This window comes from Escherichia sp. E4742 (genome assembly GCF_005843885.1).
In the GTDB taxonomy this organism is placed as follows: domain Bacteria; phylum Pseudomonadota; class Gammaproteobacteria; order Enterobacterales; family Enterobacteriaceae; genus Escherichia.
Map to the genome: position 1 here is coordinate 4,825,686 of NZ_CP040443.1, position 15,273 is coordinate 4,840,958.

17 protein-coding genes and 1 other annotated feature are annotated in these 15,273 nt (G+C 49.9%); of the genes, 2 read left to right on the forward strand and 15 right to left on the reverse strand.

The window, feature by feature from the left end:
* From selO to thrS, 14 genes are all read right to left on the reverse strand, one after another.
* Complete coding sequence (gene selO, locus FEM44_RS23470) at window positions 1–1,437, reverse strand: protein adenylyltransferase SelO (protein ID WP_135522333.1); 1,437 nt, start codon at window positions 1,435–1,437, stop codon at window positions 1–3.
* A 62-nt stretch (window positions 1,438–1,499) separates the two neighbouring features.
* A complete protein-coding gene (locus FEM44_RS23475; protein ID WP_138159212.1) occupies window positions 1,500–2,213 on the reverse strand; it encodes an EAL domain-containing protein in 714 nt (237 codons plus the stop codon).
* A gap of 246 nt (window positions 2,214–2,459) precedes the next feature.
* On the reverse strand, window positions 2,460–2,924 hold the full coding sequence (locus tag FEM44_RS23480; RefSeq protein WP_130208276.1) for a C40 family peptidase: 465 nt from the start codon (window positions 2,922–2,924) through the stop codon (window positions 2,460–2,462).
* Window positions 2,925–3,001: 77 nt separating this feature from the next.
* The gene (gene btuD, locus FEM44_RS23485; protein ID WP_130208278.1) at window positions 3,002–3,751 is read right to left on the reverse strand and encodes a vitamin B12 ABC transporter ATP-binding protein BtuD; all 750 of its coding nucleotides are present in this window, start codon (window positions 3,749–3,751) and stop codon (window positions 3,002–3,004) included.
* Window positions 3,751–4,302, reverse strand: a complete 552-nt coding sequence (btuE, locus tag FEM44_RS23490) for a bifunctional thioredoxin/glutathione peroxidase (protein WP_130208280.1) — start codon at window positions 4,300–4,302, stop codon at window positions 3,751–3,753. The genes btuD and btuE overlap by 1 nt, the downstream gene beginning before the upstream one ends.
* A gap of 62 nt (window positions 4,303–4,364) precedes the next feature.
* Complete coding sequence (btuC, locus tag FEM44_RS23495; RefSeq protein ID WP_135522332.1) at window positions 4,365–5,345, reverse strand: vitamin B12 ABC transporter permease BtuC; 981 nt, start codon at window positions 5,343–5,345, stop codon at window positions 4,365–4,367.
* A 100-nt stretch (window positions 5,346–5,445) separates the two neighbouring features.
* Entirely contained in the window at window positions 5,446–5,745 is a 300-nt protein-coding gene (gene ihfA / locus FEM44_RS23500; protein ID WP_002440155.1) for an integration host factor subunit alpha, read from the reverse strand.
* Window positions 5,746–5,749: 4 nt separating this feature from the next.
* Window positions 5,750–8,137 carry a phenylalanine--tRNA ligase subunit beta gene (pheT, locus tag FEM44_RS23505; RefSeq protein WP_135522331.1) on the reverse strand — a complete coding sequence of 796 codons (2,388 nt, stop codon included), beginning with the start codon at window positions 8,135–8,137 and terminating at the stop codon, window positions 5,750–5,752.
* Between the two features lie 14 nt (window positions 8,138–8,151).
* On the reverse strand, window positions 8,152–9,135 hold the full coding sequence (gene pheS / locus FEM44_RS23510; RefSeq protein ID WP_000018588.1) for a phenylalanine--tRNA ligase subunit alpha: 984 nt from the start codon (window positions 9,133–9,135) through the stop codon (window positions 8,152–8,154).
* A 208-nt stretch (window positions 9,136–9,343) separates the two neighbouring features.
* Window positions 9,344–9,468, reverse strand: a sequence feature (Phe leader region).
* A complete protein-coding gene (gene pheM, locus FEM44_RS23515; protein WP_001386830.1) occupies window positions 9,418–9,462 on the reverse strand; it encodes a pheST operon leader peptide PheM in 45 nt (14 codons plus the stop codon). Its footprint overlaps the feature before it by 45 nt.
* 116 nt (window positions 9,469–9,584) lie before the next feature.
* A complete protein-coding gene (rplT, locus tag FEM44_RS23520; RefSeq protein ID WP_000124850.1) occupies window positions 9,585–9,941 on the reverse strand; it encodes a 50S ribosomal protein L20 in 357 nt (118 codons plus the stop codon).
* Between the two features lie 53 nt (window positions 9,942–9,994).
* Entirely contained in the window at window positions 9,995–10,192 is a 198-nt protein-coding gene (gene rpmI, locus FEM44_RS23525) for a 50S ribosomal protein L35 (RefSeq protein ID WP_001124225.1), read from the reverse strand.
* A gap of 92 nt (window positions 10,193–10,284) precedes the next feature.
* Window positions 10,285–10,827 (reverse strand): translation initiation factor IF-3, encoded by a 543-nt coding sequence (gene infC / locus FEM44_RS23530; RefSeq protein ID WP_001700733.1) that lies wholly within the window; start codon window positions 10,825–10,827, stop codon window positions 10,285–10,287.
* Between the two features lie 3 nt (window positions 10,828–10,830).
* Window positions 10,831–12,759: a threonine--tRNA ligase gene (gene thrS / locus FEM44_RS23535; protein ID WP_130208286.1), complete on the reverse strand. Its 1,929-nt coding sequence runs from the start codon at window positions 12,757–12,759 to the stop codon at window positions 10,831–10,833.
* A 301-nt stretch (window positions 12,760–13,060) separates the two neighbouring features.
* Here thrS and yniD point away from each other — a divergent pair, with 301 nt between their 5' ends.
* Entirely contained in the window at window positions 13,061–13,168 is a 108-nt protein-coding gene (gene yniD, locus FEM44_RS23540; protein WP_064529152.1) for a small membrane protein YniD, read from the forward strand.
* Window positions 13,169–13,228: 60 nt separating this feature from the next.
* Here the strand turns inward: yniD and FEM44_RS23545 are convergent, their stop codons facing one another.
* Entirely contained in the window at window positions 13,229–13,987 is a 759-nt protein-coding gene (locus tag FEM44_RS23545; RefSeq protein WP_135522330.1) for a DUF481 domain-containing protein, read from the reverse strand.
* 286 nt (window positions 13,988–14,273) lie between these two features.
* On the opposite strand from FEM44_RS23545, the gene pfkB reads away from it, so the two are divergent.
* The gene (pfkB, locus tag FEM44_RS23550; protein WP_130208719.1) at window positions 14,274–15,203 is read left to right on the forward strand and encodes a 6-phosphofructokinase II; all 930 of its coding nucleotides are present in this window, start codon (window positions 14,274–14,276) and stop codon (window positions 15,201–15,203) included.
* Window positions 15,204–15,273: the final 70 nt, after the last annotated feature.

The window sequence follows — 15,273 nt, forward strand, 5'->3', positions numbered from 1 at the left end:
TTAACTCGAGCAGCTGACTTCCAGCCGTTTGCCCCAGTCCGGTGGACGGCTAACATAATCATCATCCCTGTCGCTGAAAGGATTTCGCAACGCTTCATGCAGACGTTGTAATTCTGTCATATCGCCCTTTTCTGCCGCCTCAATGGCGCGTTGTGCCAGCCAGTTTCGCAATACCAACGCAGGGTTAACGCTCTGCATCAGTTGCTGACGTTCGCTATCGGCAACTCCGTCTTGTTGCAAGCGCGCCCGATAACGCGTAAACCAGTCATCAAACGCCGCGAGGTCAATAAACTCATCGCGCAGTGGTGAAGCCGCACTGTGCTGCTCGGTCAGACTTAACATGCGGAATGTGCGAGTATAATCACTGCGCTCTTGCGCCATCAGACTGAACAATTCATTCAGTAGCGCATTATCCTCTTTTTGCTCCGTCATAAAGCCCAGTTTCTGCCGCATACGTTTTCCATAATGCGTCAACAAAACCTGTTGATAGCTATCCAGCGCCGCATTGAGCGCATCTACAGAAATAAATGGCGATAATGTCTGTGCCAGACGCTGTAAATTCCACAACGCAACGGCAGGTTGATTATCAAAGCTGTAACGACCCTGATGATCAGAGTGATTACAGATAAAGCCAGGCTCGTAATCATCGAGGAAGCCGAACGGCCCGTAATCAAGCGTCAGCCCGAGAATCGACATGTTGTCAGTGTTCATAACACCATGAGCAAAACCGACCGTCTGCCAGCTGGCGATTAACGAAGCCGTACGTGCGACAATATCGGTAAACCAGAGGCGGTATTTATCCTCTTCATCCTGAAGATGCGGCCAGTAATAGCGAATGGCGAAGTCAGCCAGCTGGCGAACCTTTTCCGGCTCGCGGCGATAATAAAAGTGTTCGAAGTGACCAAATCGCAAATGACTCTGCGCTACGCGCATCAGCATCGCTCCTGATTCGACCGTCTCCCGGTAAACCGGCGTATCGCTGGTAACAATGCTTAAGGCGCGTGTCGTCAGAATGCCAAGGTGATGCATTGCCTCACTGGCAAGACTTTCGCGAATTGTTGAACGTAAAACCGCACGTCCATCGCCCATTCGCGAATAAGGCGTCAGCCCCGCACCTTTCAGATGCCAGTCCATGGTGGTGCCGTCGGCAAGCTGTTGCTCGCCGAGTAAAATACCGCGCCCGTCGCCAAGCTGCCCCGCCCAGACACCAAACTGGTGGCCACTGTAGACCTGGGCAAGTGGCGACATGCCTGGCAGTAAAGTTTCGCCGCCCCAGACACCCGCGCCACTTTCAAACAGCGACGATGGAACACCCAGCGTATTAGCCAGTTCGGCGTTATACCAAATCAATCGGGCATTATTTAAAGGCGTAGGGGAAAGCGATGTATATGTTGCCGGCAATTCATCACGCCAGCGGGTAATAAAAGACAGGGTCATAGATCCTCCTGTTTGATAGTGTAGACGGTTACTCTCGTCTTAAACACCAGCAAACAAGAGGGTTATCGCTGGACCAGCGTTGTTATCTGGCTTACGGGAACTGCGGGCCACAAGCATCCCTGAAAAGCATGGAAACCAAACGGCACCATCTGCGCCAACATCTCCGGTGTATTAATACCAGCAGCAATAATACAATTGCAACAAGGTGAAATTTGCGCATGGAGCGCACGAATAAAAGGAGCGAAAGATTTATGGACTATTTGTTGCTGAATAAAACCTTTATCCAGCATGACGCGAGTGAAAAGCCCATCAAAAACAGCCTTCATTGTACTGTTGCCCGCACCCAAATTTCCCAAAACCAATGGAAAAATTTGCGACAAGTGAAAAAGTTCGTAATTATCTTTTCCCTCATTAAGATGCGGATAATTTTCGTTAATCATCAATTCAGCAAAGGGAATTTTTAATAGTTTGCTTGCGTAATTATCCCTATCTAATAATAATTTTGCTACTTGTGGCGTTAAATTAATCCAGGCAAAAAGTTTGTGTTGAATAAAAAAATGTTGGCATGATTTTAGTAATTCCAACTTTTCGGCAAATAATTGCCAATGCTGCTCCTCTGAAAGTTGTGCAATAACCCGTGTCGTCGGGATGCGAACCGTACCGTCGTCACTGGAGAAATGGGTTATTAACTCAACCCCAACAAGATTTTGTTGGCTGTCTCTTATCGATAGAAAATAGTAATCAGAATGATAAAGATTCTCCAGTAAGACCTTCATGGTAACAGCCCCTCTCTACGGATTTTTTTCAACATCCAGATAAAAAGTTTGAGGCCATAAGGCATAACAAATACAGAAGAAATAACTTTCATTTGTTCCATGTTAACCACTTTTTCAGGGGTCCTTTTTTTAGATTATCCTGAGTATAAACGAATATTCCATTTGCGGTATTTTTGTCTGCAAAATACTACTGTATTCAGGAGTTAACAGACGGTGCGGTATCATCACCGTCCATTTATTGAGATACTAGATTCGTCTCGCCTGCCAGAAATTTTTCTGCCAGTAGACATTATCAAGGGAAGAACGCATCACCCCCTTGCTGGTAGAGGCGTGAATGAATTGATTGTTGGTATCGTAAATACCCACGTGTAAACCATTTTGCCCGGAACCTGTTTTGAAAAAGACCAGATCGCCTGGCAGCAATTCTTCTTTATCAATTTGGGTACCGATAGCGGCCTGTTGTTTTGTTTCGCGTGGCAACTGTAAGTCGAAACGGTCGCGCATCGTCACAACCACGAAACCCGAACAGTCCACTCCACGTCGAGTCATGCCGCCATAACGATACGGCGTACCATGCCAGCTCTGTAGTTGATCGTTCAAACCGGCAATGACAGTAATGGAGTCAGAAAGCCTGGCGTTTGGCGGCGGCGCTTTATGATGGCTACACCCGGCCAGAAACAGTGCTGTAATTAAAATTAGGCAGAAACGCATTCCGTACGAATCCTCTGTTTTTTATTCTTGCATTAATTTAGCGTCGAAATTACCCGTTTTTCAAGATGCTAATGAAATCAGGTGGTCGAAATCAGCATTCGGTGACCTTCAATGTCCAGACGACGGAAGCTCATCCCATAAGCCTGGGCCAGATTCGGCGGCGTTAGTACTTCATCTCTCCGCCCACTGGCAAGCAGTTTTCCTTGTTTAAGTAACCACGCCCGATGCGCGTGACGCAATGTGTGGTTAAGATCGTGACTGCTCATCACAATCGCCACGCCTTGCTGACATAGCGCGCTCAAAATTTTATCTAACGCGCTTTGCTGGGCAACATCAAGGCTGTTCATGGGTTCATCAAGGAGAAGCAATTGACCTGCCGGATTCGCTTGCGGCGTAATTTGTAGCACTACAGCAGCAAGACGGACGCGTTGCCATTCACCACCGGATAGTTGATTGGTGCTTCGACCGAGTTTGTCATCAAGGGCCAACGCCCCTGCGACATCATTTAGCAGATCGGTTCGCGTTTTATCGTGCTGGTGCATGGTCAGGTAATGCCAGACCGGCATAGCAAACGGTGGCGTCTGCTGCTGTGCAAGATAAGCGCGATGCAGGGCGAGTTTTGTTGCGGGCCAGGTATCCAGTGGTTTACCTGCAAACTGAATGCTTCCCTGACCACTGGTCATCCCCGCCATTCGGGCCAGCAAGGTGCTCTTGCCCGCGCCGTTCGGCCCCACCAGATGCAGGATCTCCCCTGCCCGGACCTCGCCAGAAAGCGGCCCCAGGCGGGTTGATTCCGCTACATCCTGTAACTGCATCACAATAGACATTATTTTGCCAACGCCAGTTTAATGCTTTCCATTACAATAGGATCTTCCGGCGTCATATCCGGGGAAAAACGCTGGATGACCTTTCCGTCTCTACCCACCAGAAACTTTTCAAAATTCCACAAAATATCATCAGGGTACAGTGGCGCACGGCCTTTACTGGCCATTCGCGCATAGAAACCGCTCTCTTCCGGTGCCACCGCCGTCGGCGCTGCGGCAATCAATTTTTGATATAGCGGATGACGCCCTTCGCCATTGACCTCAATCTTACTGAACATTGGGAACGTCACGCCCCAGGTGGTGGTGCAATAAGTTTTAATTTCTTCATCACTACCTGGTTCTTGTTCAAGGAACTGGTTGCACGGAAATCCCAGCACAACAAAACCACGATCGGCCCAGGCTTTCTGGATGTTCTCCAACTGTTCATATTGCGGCGTTAAGCCACACTTTGAAGCGACATTGACAATCAGCAGCACATTACCGGCATATTTCTCCAGCGTGGTCACTTCCCCGTCAATCGTCTTCACTACGGTGGTCAGAATGGGATCTTGCATCGTGTCTCCTGGATAAGGTCAGTAAAAATCTTAGCTTTTAATCATAGACCGTCTTTATGCGGCTAACGTCCTGCTTTTAACAATAACCAGATAAACACCGGCGCGCCCAAGGTGGCGGTGACCACACCAATCGGTAACTCTGCGGAAGCCAGCGCCAGTCGAGCAACAATATCGGCAAGCAGCAACGCAGTAGCACCTGCCAGCGCGCAGCCGGGAAGTAATACCCGGTGATCGGTTAATCCGCACAGCCGCAGAATATGCGGGATAACCAGGCCAATAAACCCAATAGCGCCAGCCAACGCAACACTGACACCGACCATCCAACCGGTAGCCGCGACCAGCACATTGCGCCAGAGCCACAGTGGTAATCCCAGTTGTCGCGCCGAAATTTCACCCAGCGCTAACATATTCATTGGGCGGGACTGACAGCAAATCCACAACAACACCGGAATCAAGGCCACCATCAGCCAACTTTGCCGCCAGTCTACACCACCAAAGCCGCCCATCATCCAGTACATTAGTTGGCGTAAATCAACAGACGTGGAAAAGTAGATGGCCCACGTCATTAACGCGCTACAAATGATACCCAGCGCAACACCAGCCAGCAGTAATCGGCTGGTTGAAAGATGACGGCGGGCAAAACGCAAGAGAATTAAGGTGATAATAAGCGCGCCAGCAATCGCACACAGCCCCAGCGCCCAGTCCGGTAACTGCCCTTGCCCGAGCAATACAGCGGCGATAAGCCCCACTCCAGCACCGTTAGAGACGCCAAGCAGCCCCGGTTCCGCAAGAGGGTTTTCAAACAGCGACTGCATGACCGCGCCTGATAACGCCAGCGCCGCGCCAACCAGCAATACAGCCAGGGTACGTGGCAGGCGAATTTGCCAGACGAACAGTTCGCCACGAGGAGTGAACCAGTTGGCAGGTGAAATCCATTGTTCACCAGCGCAAAGACTTAAGAGAAGCGCCAGCAGCATCAAAACTGACAGGCATAATAACCAGCGAATATTTTGTCGCTGTTGGTGGCGGGCAAGTGTCAGCATGGTATCCGTTCTGCTGAAGTGTCATTCCGTTGATTTTACGGTGACTCTTCGACAGTGAAAAGAAAAAAGGCCGCAGAGCGGCCTTTTTAGTTAGATCAGATTACTCGTCTTTGGGTGTGGCGTTTTCGACCCGGCTTTTTAACTTCTGTCCGGGTCTGAAGGTCACCACGCGCCGTGCTGTAATGGGAATATCCTCGCCCGTTTTCGGGTTACGTCCCGGGCGTTGATTCTTATCACGCAGATCGAAGTTACCAAAACCAGAGAGTTTCACCTGCTCGCCGTTTTCCAGAGCGCGACGGATCTCTTCGAAAAACAGTTCAACCAGTTCTTTGGCATCCCGCTTGCTAAGCCCAAGCTTATCAAACAGATATTCTGACATTTCAGCTTTTGTAAGCGCCATAGGTTCAATCCCTCAATGATGCCTGGAATCGCTCTTTTAATGCCTCTACACATTTGGCGACGGTAGCGGCAATCTCCTCTTCTTCGAGTGTACGGCTGGTATCTTGCAGGATCAGGCTTATGGCGAGGCTCTTATACCCCTCCGCAACACCCTTACCGCGGTACACGTCAAATAAGTTTACGCCAACTACCTGATTTACGCCAACTTTCTTACATTCGGATAAAATATCCGCTGCGGGAACGTTTTCTGCAACCACAACCGCGATGTCTCGACGGTTTGCCGGGAAGCGCGAAATCTCGCGCGCTTGAGGCACCACGCGGTCTGCGAGCTTGTTCCACTCCAGTTCAAACACCAGAGTGCGACCGTTAAGATCCAGTTTACGTTCCAGTTCAGGATGAACAACCCCAACAAAACCAATACGTTCACCTTTCAGATAAATCGCTGCGGATTGCCCCGGATGCAGTGCCGGATTCGCTTCTGCACGGAACTCAACCTCATTCAGTTTACCGGTCAGGTCGAGAACGGATTCAAGATCGCCTTTCAAATCATAGAAATCAACGGTCTCTTTTGCCAGGTTCCAGTGCTCTTCGTAACGGTTACCGCAAATCACACCGGCTAACATCATATCCTGACGAATGCCCAATGGCGCCTGGGTATCTGGCACAAAACGCAGACCGCTTTCAAAAATGCGCACACGGTTTTGCTGACGGTTCTGGTTGTACACTACAGTTGCCAGCAGACCTGTCCACAGAGAAAGACGCATTGCCGACATTTCAACGGAAATCGGGCTTGGCAGCAGTAAGGCTTCAACGCCCGGATGAATCATCTGCTGCACTTTCGGATCAACGAAGCTATAGGTGATCACTTCCTGATAGCCTTTGTCGTTGAGCAGCGTTTTCACGCGCTTGAGCGACAGATCGGCTTCACGGTGAGTCCCCATAATCAGGCTCGCCTGTACTGGTTCATCCGGGATGTTGTTGTAGCCGTAAACACGCGCCACTTCTTCGACCAGATCTTCTTCAATCTCCATGTCGAAACGCCAACTCGGTGCAACAGCCTGCCACTCGTCCTTGCCTTCGGTAACTTCACAGCCGAGACGACGCAGAATGTCCGTTACCTGCTCATCAGCAATATGATGGCCGATCAGACGATCCAGTTTGCTACGACGCAGAGTAATGGTCGCACGCTTCGGCAGCGTTGCTTCGTTAGTGATATCGATAACCGGGCCAGCTTCACCGCCGCAGATATCGATCAGCAGACGGGTCGCACGTTCCATTGCTTTGTGCTGCAGTGCCGGATCAACACCACGCTCGTAGCGGTGAGACGCATCGGTATGCAGGCCATGACGACGAGCACGACCGGTGATAGATAGCGGGCTGAAGAAAGCACATTCCAACAGAACGTTTTGTGTTTCGTCATTCACGCCAGAGTGTTCGCCACCAAAAATGCCGCCCATCGCCAGCGCCTTGTTGTGGTCGGCGATGACCAGGGTGTCAGCATTCAACTTCGCTTCGGTACCGTCGAGCAGTACGAGCGTTTCGCCCTCTTTCGCCATCCGCACCACAATGCCGCCTTCAATGCGATCTTTGTCGAAAGCGTGCATCGGCTGACCCAGTTCGAGCAGCACATAGTTGGTGACGTCAACGACTGCATCGATAGAACGAATCCCGCAACGACGCAGTTTTTCTTTCATCCACAGCGGAGTTGGCGCTTTAACGTTAATGCCTTTTACTACGCGGCCAAGATAACGCGGGCAGGCTTCCGGTGCTTCTACCGCAATCGGCAGCGTGTCATCGATGGTTGCACCAACCGGGACAATTTCCGGTTCAACCAGCGGAAGCTGGTTCAGCACGGCAACATCACGCGCTACGCCGATAATGCCTAAGCAGTCGGCACGGTTTGGCGTCACACTGATTTCGATGGTGTTGTCATCAAGTTTCAGGTATTCACGGATGTCGGTGCCAATGGGCGCATCGGCAGGCAGTTCGATAATACCGTTATGATCGTCAGAAATACCCAGCTCAGAGAAGGAGCACAGCATCCCTTCAGACGGTTCACCGCGCAGTTTCGCGGCTTTAATTTTGAAATCGCCCGGCAGTACAGCACCAATAGTTGCTACCGCCACACGCAGGCCCTGACGACAGTTTGGCGCGCCGCAGACGATATCCAGCAGGCGATCGCCACCGACGTTGACTTTGGTCACTCGCAGTTTGTCAGCATTTGGATGCTGCGCACATTCAACCACTTCACCAACGACAACGCCGTGGAAGCTACCGGCAACCGGTTCTACACCGTCAACTTCCAGGCCCGCCATCGTGATTTGATTCGCCAGCGCATCGCTATCAATCGCCGGGTTCACCCATTCGCGTAACCACAGTTCACTGAATTTCATAATCTATTCCTGCCTTATTTAAACTGTTTGAGGAAACGCAGATCGTTTTCGAAGAATGAACGCAGGTCGGTGACGCCGTAACGCAACATGGTCAGACGCTCCATCCCCATACCGAAGGCGAAACCGGAGTAAACTTCCGGATCGATGCCAACATTACGCAGCACGTTCGGATGCACCATCCCGCAGCCCAGTACTTCCAGCCATTTACCGTTTTTACCCATGACGTCGACTTCTGCAGACGGTTCGGTGAACGGGAAGTAGGAAGGACGGAAGCGAATCTGCAAATCTTCTTCAAAGAAGTTACGCAGGAAGTCGTGCAGCGTGCCTTTCAGGTTGGTAAAGCTGATGTTGGTATCAACAATCAGACCTTCCATCTGATGGAACATCGGTGTGTGAGTCTGGTCGTAGTCGTTACGGTAAACGCGGCCAGGCGCGATAATACGAATCGGCGGCTGCTGGGCTTTCATGGTGCGGATCTGTACGCCAGAGGTCTGGGTACGCAGCAGGCGGGTAGCGTCAAACCAGAAAGTGTCGTGGTCAGCGCGCGCCGGGTGGTGACCAGGAATGTTCAGAGCATCGAAGTTATGATAATCGTCTTCGATTTCCGGTCCGGTAGCCACGGTAAAGCCAAGCTCACCGAAGAAACTTTCGATACGGTCGATGGTACGTGTAACCGGATGCAGACCGCCGTTTTCGATACGACGACCTGGCAGGGAAACATCGATAGTTTCTGCAGCCAGACGCGCATTCAGCGCTGCGCTTTCCAGTTCAGCTTTACGCGCATTCAGCGCCTGCTGAACTTGCTCTTTCGCTTCGTTGATAACCGCACCAGCTGCCGGACGCTCTTCTGGCGGCAGCTCACGCAGGGTCGTCATCTGAAGGGTTAAGTGCCCTTTTTTACCCAAATATTCGACGCGCACATTGTCTAACGCGGCAACATCTGACGCCTGGCTAATGGCCGCCTTCGCACTGGCAACCAGTTCTGCGAGATGTGACATGGTTTTCCTCATTGTGTCAGTGGTGACACTGGTTCGTTGGACTTAGAGCCTATCCCATCAGGCTATTTTACTTGCCATTTTGTCCTGGGCAGTGCTCGAAATCCTCACGTACTTAAGTACGCACCGGTTTCTCCGCGCTGGCCGTGTCCAAACTGGCTGCGACAATTACGCCTGATGAGACAGGCTTTTTATTTTTCAAAACGCGCATACAAAAAAAGCCTCCACTGGGAGGCTTTCAGGCGCTGTTTTCCGTTTCTCTTCTCACGCGCTAGCCTCCTGGAGTCAGGTGCTAAAGTAAAAAAAGAAGCGGAAAATAGCAGCATTCATTGCTTGCGTTACCTTTTGGTACTTTTCAAAAGACCTTTATTGAAAAGGCTACGGCGATAAAAGTCAATGTTTTGATGGCGTTGAAACGAAAAGAGGGAGACTAGCTCCCTCTTTCAACTGGCTTATGCCAGAGCTGCTTTCGCTTTTTCAACCAGAGCGGTGAACGCTACTTTGTCGAATACTGCGATATCAGCCAGGATCTTACGGTCGATTTCAACAGAGGCTTTTTTCAGGCCATTGATGAATTTGCTGTAAGAAATACCGTTCTGACGTGCTGCTGCGTTGATACGCGCAATCCACAGTTGACGGAACTGACGCTTACGTTGACGACGGTCACGGTAAGCATACTGACCAGCTTTGATAACAGCCTGGAAGGCAACGCGGTATACGCGAGAACGCGCACCGTAGTAGCCTTTAGCTTGTTTCAAAATTTTCTTGTGACGTGCGCGTGCAATAACACCACGTTTTACGCGAGCCATATGTGCTCTCCTGTATCTATATTCTAATTAAAAAGTTAAAAAACGTTAACGGCTTATGCGTACGGCAGGCACGCGATTACCAGGCCCAGATCGCCTTTGGAAACCATGGCTTTCGGACGCAGGTGACGTTTACGTTTGGTCGCTTTTTTGGTCAGAATGTGACGCAGGTTAGCGTGCTTGTGCTTAAAACCACCTTTACCGGTTTTTTTGAAGCGCTTAGCAGCACCGCGTACGGTCTTAATTTTTGGCATTTTAATAACTTCCACTTCGCATTGTTGATAAACAGAAACAAAGGCGAATCACCCTGTGAGCCGAGGCCCACAGGAATGATTACTTGATGGCCTTACTGTTTCTTCTTAGGAGCGAGCACCATGATCATCTGGCGGCCTTCGATCTTCGTTGGGAAGGATTCGACCACTGCCAGTTCTTGCAAATCGTCTTTCACGCGATTAAGCACTTCCATACCGATTTGCTGGTGCGCCATCTCACGACCGCGGAAACGCAGCGTGATTTTGGCTTTATCACCCTCTTCGAGAAAGCGAATCAGGCTGCGGAGTTTTACCTGATAGTCGCCTTCATCTGTACCAGGACGGAATTTAATTTCCTTAACCTGGATAACTTTTTGCTTTTTCTTCTGTTCCTTAGAAGACTTGCTCTTTTCATAGAGGAATTTGCCGTAATCCATTATACGACAAACCGGCGGCTCGGCGTTAGGGCTGATCTCGACTAAGTCTACTCCGGCTTCTTCAGCTTTCTCCAGAGCTTCTCTCAGACTCACAATACCAAGCTGCTCGCCTTCCAAACCTGTTAAGCGAACTTCCTGGGCGCGAATTTCGCCATTGATACGGTTAGGACGCGCCGTTTGAACTCGTTTTCCGCCTTTAATACCTTATTCCTCCAATTGTTTAAGACTGCGGCTGCGAATCTCTTGTTGCAGCTTCTCGATCACTTCATTTACGTCCATGCTTCCCAGGTCTTTACCACGGCGGGTGCGAACGGCAACTTTGCCAGATTCCACCTCTTTATCACCACAGACCAGCATATATGGGACGCGACGCAAAGTGTGCTCGCGGATTTTAAAGCCAATCTTCTCATTTCTCAAGTCTGCTTTAACACGAATGCCCGCATTTGATAGTTTTTGCGTCAATTCGTTAACGTATTCAGACTGTGAATCCGTAATGTTCATGATAACAACCTGAACCGGCGCAAGCCAGGTCGGGAAGAAACCAGCGAACTCTTCGGTCAGGATACCGATGAAACGTTCCATCGACCCAAGAATTGCACGGTGAATCATTACCGGAACCTTACGCTCGTTGTCTTCGCCTACATAGGAAGCGCTCAGACGAGACGGTAAGGAGAAGTCCAGCTGTACTGTACCGCACTGCCATGCACGATCGAGGCAGTCATACAGGGTAAATTCAATTTTCGGACCGTAGAACGCGCCTTCACCCAGTTGATACTCAAACGGGATGTTGTTTTCTTCCAGCGCAACTGCCAGGTCCGCCTCAGCACGATCCCACATTTCGTCACTGCCAATACGTTTTTCAGGACGAGTGGAAAGCTTGACCACGATCTTCTCGAAGCCAAAAGTGCTGTACATATCATAGACTAAACGGATACATCCGTTAACTTCATCGCGAATTTGTTCTTCAGTACAGAAGATATGCGCGTCATCCTGAGTAAAACCACGCACACGCATCAGGCCGTGCAGGGATCCTGACGGCTCGTTACGGTGGCAGCTACCGAACTCGGCCATACGCAGCGGCAGATCGCGATACGACTTCAGCCCCTGGTTAAAGATTTGTACGTGACCCGGACAGTTCATCGGCTTAATGCAGTATTCACGGTTCTCAGAAGAGGTGGTGAACATTGCATCTTTATAGTTTTCCCAGTGACCGGTTTTTTCCCACAGGACGCGGTCCATCATAAACGGACCTTTAACTTCCTGATACTGGTACTCTTTCAGTTTAGAGCGAACGAACACTTCCAGTTCACGGAAGATGGTCCAGCCGTCATTGTGCCAGAACACCATACCCGGCGCTTCTTCCTGCATATGATACAGGTCGAGCTGTTTACCGATTTTACGGTGGTCGCGTTTAGCGGCTTCTTCCAGACGCTGCAGGTATGCATTGAGGGCTTTTTTATCTGCCCACGCAGTACCATAAATACGTTGCAACATTTTGTTGTTGCTGTCGCCGCGCCAGTAGGCCCCTGCCGTTTTCATCAGTTTGAAATGGTGGCAGAAACGCATATTCGGTACGTGCGGACCGCGGCACATATCGACATATTCTTCGTGGAAATAGAGGCCAGGCTGGTCATCATGGGCGATATTTTCGTCCAGGATAGAGACTTTATAGCTCTCGCCGCGTTTAACGAAAGTTTCACGCGCTTCGTGCCAGCTGACTTTCTTCTTAATGACGTCGTAGTTTTTCTCAGCAAGCTCATGCATCCGCTTCTCGAGTGCTTCGACATCTTCCTGGGTTAACGTGCGGTCAAGATCAACGTCGTAATAGAAACCATTGTCAATAACCGGGCCGATTGCCATTTTGGTATGCGGCCAAAGTTGTTTAATTGCGTGCCCTAACAGGTGCGCACAGGAGTGACGAATGATCTCCAGACCTTCTTCGTCTTTAGCGGTAATGATCGCCAGTTTAGCGTCGTTTTCAATCAAATCGCACGCATCTACCAGTTCGCCATTAACGCGCCCTGCGATACAGGCTTTCGCCAGACCTGGACCAATGTCCAGCGCAACATCCATGGGGCTTACAGCGTGGTCGTAATGGCGTTGGCTGCCATCAGGAAGAGTAATAACAGGCATGTTATATCCTTATTTGCAGTGGTGACCCACACGAAAGATCACATACAAAGATTCATATGAAATTTATCAAAAAGGTTTGGGCTGATTCCCGCTTCACTCTGCGAAATATGTCACAGCATGCTGATTGGCGATGCCAGACCTACACCCACTTTCTGATAATACCGCTTGGCAGTTTACACGGTAATTGTTGTCGGGCAAAGCGACAATCATCATGTTCGATATGATATAAATCAATACAGGCAACACCTGACCCTTTTGTTACACTCGATTATTGAAGACTGGAAATCCCCTGGAAAAACGCATGCCGACAAAACGTTTCAACAAAAAACACTGGAAGATGGTGGTAGTCCTGCTGTCTATTTGCGGCGCGATGCTGTTGCTACGCTGGGCAGCGATGATTTGGGGCTGAATGGTGATGCGCTATCAACAAACAATGCAGCCAGACCGCATAACACGGTCCAGCACATTATTACATCCTGTAGCCCAGCGATAACGTGGTGCGGCGATCGGTATGTTCCGGCGCAGACTCAGGCGGTTCAGAGTTCCATGTAACGTTGTAGGCCACCTTCAGACCAAAATGTTCATTGATGGCAACATTTAATGCGCTTTCCGAGTTCAGCGTAGTGTCTTCAGCACCAAAAACGGATACCCCTTGGGTAAATTTAGCGTTGTCGGTCAACTGCCATGCATAAGCTCCGGAGGCATACCCCAGCGGCTGCGTTTTACTGGCATTATCGGTATATTTGTCGTAACGCACGCCAGGGCCGAATTCAAAACGGAAACTGTGTACCGGGCCATTTAAAAACTGGCGACCATAACCCGCAGTCAATACATCTCGTTCCCGATAACCGTTATAACGGTCTGTCAGCCAACTTGCCTGACCAAACAGATAATCATAATCAGTTAAATTAAAACGGCTACGACCACCTACTGCATATTTTTCAGAAGAACGCTCATCATTAGAAGAAGTATTGCTGGCATTCCCCCACAGCGACCAGGCTGTGGTATGCCCATACCACGTCATGGTGGTATCAGCCGTTAGTGAGGAACTTTTCGTGTTGCCTGATTGTGCAAGGTAACCTGCATTCAGATTACCTTCGAAAGGTTTTTTTGCGCTGGCAGGATCGTCCATGACAGTAAAAACGGAATCATCGGCAGTTGCAGTCAGAGACGCAAGCATACCCCCCGCCAACATAACGATGGCAGGAACTGTCTTCAAAAGCTTCATTTATTAAAAGTCCGTACAACAAAAAAAGAGACCATCGCGGTCCCGGAAACTTTCTTAAGGATCAAAGAGTAGCGTCCCTGGAAAGGTGACAAATTATAAAAAGGAGTGAAAAACTTAGCAATGACTTCTTATTTCATTTTTTGAATAAGCGCGTTGCGAAAACAGATATTTATTTATATATCTTTACCTTATTAATTTTATATAAATATCTAATAAATCATATTGTTAATTCCTTCACTTTCCACTGATTCAGTGCCAGACTGAAATCAGCCTATAGGAGGAAATGATGGTACGTATCTATACGTTGACACTTGCGCCCTCTCTCGATAGCGCAACAATTACCCCGCAAATTTACCCCGAAGGAAAACTGCGCTGTACTGCCCCCGTGTTTGAACCTGGTGGCGGCGGTATTAATGTCGCTCGCGCTATTGCTCATCTGGGCGGGAGCGCGACGGCTATATTCCCGGCCGGTGGCGCGACCGGGGAACATCTCGTCGCTCTGCTGGCCGATGAAAATGTCCCTGTTGCCACTGTCGAAGCGAAGGACTGGACCCGCCAGAATCTGCATGTACATGTGGAATCCAGCGGGGAGCAGTATCGCTTTGTCATGCCCGGAGCAGCTTTAAGCGAAGATGAATTTCGTCAACTTGAAGAACAAGTTCTGGAAATCGAGTCAGGGGCTATTCTGGTTATTAGTGGAAGCCTGCCACCAGGCGTGAAACTGGAAAAGTTAACGCAGCTTATTTCTGCTGCGCAAAAACAAGGAATACGCTGCATCGTCGACAGTTCCGGCGAAGCCTTAAGCGCAGCACTGGCGATTGGCAATATCGAGTTAGTTAAACCTAACCAAAAAGAACTCAGCGCACTGGTAGGTCGCGAACTCACTCAACCCGATGATGTGCGTAAAGCCGCGCAGGAAATTGTTAATAGTGGTAAGGCCAAACGGGTCGTCGTTTCCCTTGGTCCACAAGGAGCGTTGGGGGTAGATAGCGAAAACTGCATTCAGGTTGTACCACCACCGCTAAAAAGCCAAAGTACCGTCGGTGCTGGCGACAGTATGGTAGGGGCTATGACGCTGAAGCTGGCAGAAAATGCCTCGCTTGATGAAATGGTTCGTTTTGGCGTCGCTGCCGGTAGTGCCGCAACACTCAATCAGGGAACACGCCTGTGCTCCCATGACGATACACAAAAAATTTACGCTTACCTTTCCCGCTAATCGAGACATTCCCCCATCGGTTGGGGGAATCACCACAAACCTGTCGGCAACGCGTTTCTGCGACTATGCT